6 protein-coding genes and 2 pseudogenes are annotated in these 5,625 nt (G+C 72.8%); 2 read left to right on the plus strand and 6 right to left on the minus strand.

What is annotated here, in order from left to right; all coding sequences use genetic code 11:
* Positions 1-514 precede the first annotated feature (514 nt).
* The 3 genes from ABZ749_RS28045 to ABZ749_RS28055 form a co-directional block, all read right to left on the minus strand.
* Entirely contained in the window at positions 515-898 is a 384-nt protein-coding gene (locus tag ABZ749_RS28045) for a VOC family protein (RefSeq protein ID WP_357207162.1), read from the minus strand.
* 238 nt (positions 899-1,136) lie between these two features.
* The gene (locus tag ABZ749_RS28050) at positions 1,137-1,829 is read right to left on the minus strand and encodes a WYL domain-containing protein (protein WP_357233068.1); all 693 of its coding nucleotides are present in this window, start codon (positions 1,827-1,829) and stop codon (positions 1,137-1,139) included.
* Positions 1,830-2,321: 492 nt separating this feature from the next.
* Positions 2,322-2,747: a DUF350 domain-containing protein gene (locus ABZ749_RS28055; RefSeq protein ID WP_355008888.1), complete on the minus strand. Its 426-nt coding sequence runs from the start codon at positions 2,745-2,747 to the stop codon at positions 2,322-2,324.
* An 83-nt stretch (positions 2,748-2,830) separates the two neighbouring features.
* Between ABZ749_RS28055 and ABZ749_RS28060 the strand changes: the two are divergent.
* Positions 2,831-3,196: pseudogene (locus ABZ749_RS28060) on the plus strand (SEC-C metal-binding domain-containing protein); the annotation flags it as partial.
* A 104-nt stretch (positions 3,197-3,300) separates the two neighbouring features.
* Here ABZ749_RS28060 and ABZ749_RS28065 read toward each other — a convergent pair.
* Positions 3,301-3,891: an Rv3235 family protein gene (locus tag ABZ749_RS28065; protein WP_357233070.1), complete on the minus strand. Its 591-nt coding sequence runs from the start codon at positions 3,889-3,891 to the stop codon at positions 3,301-3,303.
* Between the two features lie 291 nt (positions 3,892-4,182).
* Positions 4,183-4,410 (minus strand): helix-turn-helix domain-containing protein, encoded by a 228-nt coding sequence (locus ABZ749_RS28070; RefSeq protein WP_355005552.1) that lies wholly within the window; start codon positions 4,408-4,410, stop codon positions 4,183-4,185.
* A 216-nt stretch (positions 4,411-4,626) separates the two neighbouring features.
* Here ABZ749_RS28070 and ABZ749_RS28075 point away from each other — a divergent pair, with 216 nt between their 5' ends.
* The gene (locus ABZ749_RS28075) at positions 4,627-5,136 is read left to right on the plus strand and encodes a hypothetical protein (protein WP_357233072.1); all 510 of its coding nucleotides are present in this window, start codon (positions 4,627-4,629) and stop codon (positions 5,134-5,136) included.
* A gap of 131 nt (positions 5,137-5,267) precedes the next feature.
* Here ABZ749_RS28075 and ABZ749_RS28080 read toward each other — a convergent pair.
* Positions 5,268-5,625: pseudogene (locus ABZ749_RS28080) on the minus strand (hypothetical protein); the annotation flags it as partial.

Consider the following 5,625-nt stretch of genomic DNA (forward strand, 5'->3'; position numbering starts at 1 on the left):
CACGCCACTCGACACTCTTGCCCGTCCCGACGCTCTTCCGATCTGGCCTGTCGTGCCCGGCCCAGCCTGTCGTGCCCGGTCCAGCCTGTCGTGCCCGGCCCAGCCTGTCGTGCCCGGTCCAGCCTGTCGTGCCCGGCCCCGGATCGGGCCCGTCGCAGCTTGATCCACTCGGTTTCCGTGATGTCGCGGTGTCCCGTGCGCTCGGACACCCCGACATCATGAAATCCGAGTCGATCACGCGCGTGGGTGCTGCCCGGCTGGCCCGGCCATCGCACCCGCTCAGGGCGACGGCCTCAGGGCCAAGCCCCCGGGACCAAGCGACCCGGGACCAACCCCACCCGAGGGCCAGACCCACCCGAGGGCCAGACCCACCCGAGGGCCAGCCCCACCCGAGGGCCAGCCCCACCCGAGGGCCAGCCCCACCCGAGGGCCAGCCCCACCCGAGGGCCAGCCCCACCCGAGGGCCAGCCCCGGGGACAAGGCCAACCCCGGGCATCAGCGGGACTTGAAGGGGTCAGGGCTGCGGGGGCGGGGGCGTGAACACGCCCAGGTGGTTGCCGGCCGGGTCGAGGAGGTGGGCCAACCGGAGACCGCTCGGTGCCGTACGCGCTGGTACCAGGACCCGGCCGCCGGCAGCTTCGGCCTGTCGGCAGGTCTCTGCCACGTCGGCGACTTCGGCATAGAACACCGCGTAGTTCGGCGACGTTCCGTCGGTCGCCCGGATCGCCCCGCCGATCCCGGTGTCCCCGCCGGCCCCGGTCACGCGGTAGGACCCGCCGTTGGGCGAGCCCTGCTCCTCGAAGGTCCAGCCGAACAGCTCTCCGTAGAACCGCTCCGCGTCCTCGGGCCGGTCGGTGCCGATCTCGAACCAGGTGATGGGCGTGGTGGACCTGGACATCTACTGCCTCCAGAATATTTCGTGCCGGCCGCTCGGCCGTCGTCTGGAGCAGTCTCAGGGCCGTTGGCGACAGCGTCCTGTCGGTGTTTCCGGATCACCCGGCGGGTTTCTCGGTGACGAGACCCAGCCCGCCGCGCCGCGGACGGGTCTCGGATCAGGCCGTCGAGCCGAGCCCGCTTCAGACCTTGCCGAAGCGCCGAGCCCGTTCCAGACCAGGCCGCCGAGCGCCGAGCCCGCTTCAGACCAGGCTCAGCGGGCGGACCCGCTCGTGCGGGATGTCGAGATCCGTCAGGCGTAGCTCCCGGGCCACCACGTCGGGCAGCGCCCACACGCTCAGGATCCGGTCGGTACGGAAGCACCGCAGCTCGTCGCGCAGACGGCACCAGGCGACCAGGTACCAGTGTCGGGAGTTACCGAGGTAGCCGAGTGGCTCGACGTCACGGGTCGAGTCGGCGCCGCCACGGTCGGCGTACCGGATGCGCAGCACCCGCCGCGCGGTGACCGCGTCGGCGACGGTGGCCGGGACGGGCGCGGCCGGCCCGTCGCCGATCAGGTGCACCCGGTCGGCGAGGCGGTGTGCCTCGGCGGCATCGGCGGCCGGCAGCACCGCCACCAGCTTGCGCAGCGCGGTGGCGGCCGGCCCGGCGAACGGCGAGCCGGCAAGCCGGTGCAGCGCCACGGCCATCGCCACCGCCTCGGCGGCGGTCAGGTTGACCGGCGGCAGGGTGCGGGCGCGGTCCAGGACGTAGCCGCCGGTGCGCCCGGGCTCAGCCCAGATCGGCACCCCGGCCTCCTGCAACGCGCCGAGGTCCCGTTCGATGGTCCGGCTGCTCACCTCGAAACGCGCGGCCAGCCAGCGGGCGCTGCGCGGCCGTGGTGACACCGCCCGCAGCTCCTCGACCAGCGCGTAGAGGCGATCGGTGCGGTTCATACCCGGCACGCTACGGCCGAGGTACGACGCCCTGCGTCGACCGCCCACAGCCGCGAGCGGCCCACCGGCCAGAGATCTTGGACACTTTCCGTCAGGTCATGACGGAAAGTGTCCAAGATCTGCACGCCCACCCACAGACGCCGGCCCACGAACGCCCCACCCACAGACGCCGGCCCACGCACGCCCGGCCACGGACGACCGGCCACGGACGAGCGGCCACGGACGAGCGGCCACGGACGAGCGGCCGCCCGCCAACGACCGGCCATGGACGCCCGCCCACGGACGAGCGGCCGACTGCCAACGACCCCGGCCACGGACCACCTCACGGGCGCCCGCCCACGGACGCCCAGCGGCCCACCAACGACCGGCCACGCACGACGGCCACGCACGACCAGCCACGCACGACCGGCCGCCAACGACCAGCCACGCACGACCGGCCGCGCACGACGGAACGCAGGCGCACCGCCCGCGTGGTGACGCGGGAAGTGGCCGTCAGGCGATGCAGGCGCAGACGATCAGCGCGGCCCCGAAGTGGGTGGCGGCGCTGACCCGGGCAGCCGGGTGCGGCTCGGGCGAGCAGATGACCTCGCCGAGCTTGCCGGGGGTGAGCAGGTCCAGCACCACGAAGGCCAGCGCCATGATCGCCAACCCGACCAGTCCGAAGACCACGGTGGAGGCGATCCCCTTGCCGAAGTCGCTGTAGCTGGTCAGGATCGCGGTGAAGACGATCCCGGCGATGCCGAGCTGGTTGGCGGCGAGCAGCAACCCCGCGTTGGCGTTGCGCTCGACCCAGATCAGGTCTCGCAGCCGGCCCGGGGTGAGCAGGTCGACGAGCCCGAAGCCGGCGGCCATGAGGCCGACGCCGACGATCCCGAAAACGACGCTCTGCCAGGCACCGCTGAACAGATCCTCCAGCACCGACTTGCCTCCCGACTCTCCGCCCGGAGGGGTACCGGCGCGGTGATCGAGACGATAGCGGCAGCGCGCAACGGCGTCAGCCCCTGCGTCTACAGGGCCAGGTCAACCAGGCACCGCGGCGGCAGGGCCTGCAATACTCCGCCCCCACCATCGACGGTGAGGCCAGCCCGGGTGCGGTCGCCGTGGAGCAGGCCGAACAGCAGGCACCGGCGCTCGGTGTGGGCCGACCGGCTCCGGGTGCTCCGGCGGCACCGGGGCGGAGCGCGCCGTCCGCGCCGCAGCGGCCGGCATCCGGGTTGCGTGGCCCGGCTGTTCCGTCGGCTGCTGCCCGTCGGCCGGCACCGAACCAGGCGGAGGCGAGCAACGGCCCGTCCCGCAACGCGCCGTGCCCGTGTGGCTCGGGCCGCAAGTACAAGCGCTGCCACGGCGCGCCCAACGGCGGCAACTGACCAACAGCAGCTGCACCGACAGCGTCTGACCGACGGGTCCCGGCCGACCAGGCCGGGGCCCGTCGGTGTTCTTGTGAGCCTCGCCGCCGTGTGGGGCAGGCGGGTCAGAGCACGTGCAGGGCGACGCAGAGCCAGCGGCCCCGGCGATGTTCGAGGCGCAAAGCCATCGCCCAACTTCGGCCGCCCGCGCCGGTGAGGACGGCTGCCGCCTCCACTGCGGTCTCCCGGGGCTCACAGACCCGCAGGCGTAGCAGCCGGACCAGCGGCCGGCCGCTACGGCGGCGGGATGTCCCGGCCCGGCCGGATGCGCGGGCGAGCTCGGTCAGCAGGTCGCCCGCTCGGGCCGGGTCGAGCAGCGCTCGCACCTGGGTCGGTGAACGGTAGCCGTTGACCACCTCCAGGCAGGTGCCGACGAAGCGGTGCGCGGCCCGGGTGGTTTCCGGTGCGGTCGACGGCGGCAACGACGCGACCGGGTGGGTGGTGGACCGGCTGGGCACCGGGCGCAGGGCTGCTCGCCGCTCCGCCGGCCGAACCGGGCTGGGTCGGGTGGAGGCGAACAGGTCGAGGGCGAGTTGACCGTCGGTCGGCCCCGGCCAGTACGACCCGTCGCTCTCGTCCACGTAGGGCGGGTCGAAGGGCGGAACGGGGCGTAGCCGCACTGGTGGTCGGGAAGGACCGGGTCGCGCTCCGCTCATCAGGGCCCCTTCGATCTTGCGTTTGCCTACGTTTGCCTCCGACTAGTTCGATTCTGAGTGACGGAACGGCCTCGGTCAATGGCTTCGCGGTGGCCTCGACCCGACAAAGGGCATGATCCACTCGGGTTCCTTGATGACGCGGTGTCCGAGCGGCCTCAATGCCCCGACTTCCGCGAAACCGAGTGGATCATGCCGTCGGCGGGCGTCGGCGGGCGTCGGCGGGCGTCGGCGGGCCTCGGCGGGGCTCGACGGGGCTCGGCGCGCGGGATGGACGGGTGGGGCGGGGCGCTGCTACTCCGGGTCGCGGTCGACCAGCGGGTTGCTCTGCACCCAGTCTGCCGTTTCATCGTATTTGCGCGCTATGTACTCCTCCAGCCGCGTGCGCTCGACGCGCCACTGGCCGCGCCCGCCGATCTTGATCGCCGGCAGTTCACCGCTGCGCACCATGTGGTAGACCTGCGAGTCCGACACGTTGAGCTCGGCGGCCACGTCGGAGAGCAGCAGGAACCTGGGTTCCACAGAAACTCCCGGGGTTGATGTCGTTTGGCTCAGTTTGCCACCGACAGACCCCGCCGCCCAGCGCCGCACCGGTCCGGTGGCCGACCAACCCGCGCGGGACACACCGGCGGGAAACTTCCTCCGGCCGGAGCCGGGGTGTATGACGGTCACGGCGTGCGGCATGATCTGCGCCCGTGCCGGCGGCCGCCGGTGGAGGACGACGCGGGGAGACGACCGGTGACCGACGAGCTTGTCCGGGTGTACGTGCCGGCGACCGTACCGATGCTGGCCCGGCTTCGCGAGGAGGGGCTGGCCGCCGACCAGGCGCACGCCGTGACTCCGGCGCTTCGTGAGTGGTACGCCGAGGGTGACGAGGAGGAGTTGGAGTATGTCGCCTTCACCCGCGCAGCCCAGGACGCCCTGCACCTGCTCCGGGCCGATCCGACCGCTCCCCGGCGTCGCGTCGTCGTCTCGGTCGACCTGCCGTCGGCGGCGGTCGGGCGCGCTGACGGTGAGCTCGGCTCCAGCTCTGTGGCGTTGACCAACGCCGTGCCGGTGGGCGCCGTCGCGGCCATCCACGTGGATGGCGCGGACGCGGCCGAGGAGGTCGGCGCGGCTGCCGACGTGGTGGCCGAGGCGGCGGCTGGTGACCCGGACGCCCAGTTCACCGTCGACGGCGCCGAGGACCACGAACTGGAGTGGTACGACGTGACGGAGCTGGACCAGCTTCTCCACGCCACCGACTGACCGGGAACACCGGCCCAGACCGCCCGAGCTGCCCCCGGCGCCGATCATGGAGTTGTGGTGGTGAGCATAAGCCGCCCAGGCGGGTGAACCGCCCACCACAACTCCATGATCGACCGGGGAAGGGGGGCGGCTCAGCGCGTTGGGTCTGCTTTTGCCTGGTCGGCGTCGGAGGTCTCAGGTGCGTCGAACGTCTCGGCCGGGTCGGCGTCGAACGCCTTGGCGTAGCCCGGCTTGTCGTCCGCCGGGTCGACCTGGGCCGCGACCGGGTTCGGGTCGTGGGTGGGTTCGTCGTCGTCGCTGTGGGCGGGGCTGAGCGTGCGGCCGAACGCGATGAGCGCGGTCAGCGCCCCCACGAAGAGCACCCAGATGCCGTTGTCGACCCGCGAGGTGCCCAGCGAGGTCTGGGCCACCGCGTCGGCCTCACTGAGCGCGCTGGCGAGGTCGAGCAGCGACCGGCCGCCAACCCTGATGATCACTTCGGCGAGCAGC

Source organism: Micromonospora sp. NPDC047753 (assembly GCF_040642735.1).
In the GTDB taxonomy this organism is placed as follows: Bacteria; Actinomycetota; Actinomycetes; order Mycobacteriales; family Micromonosporaceae; genus Micromonospora.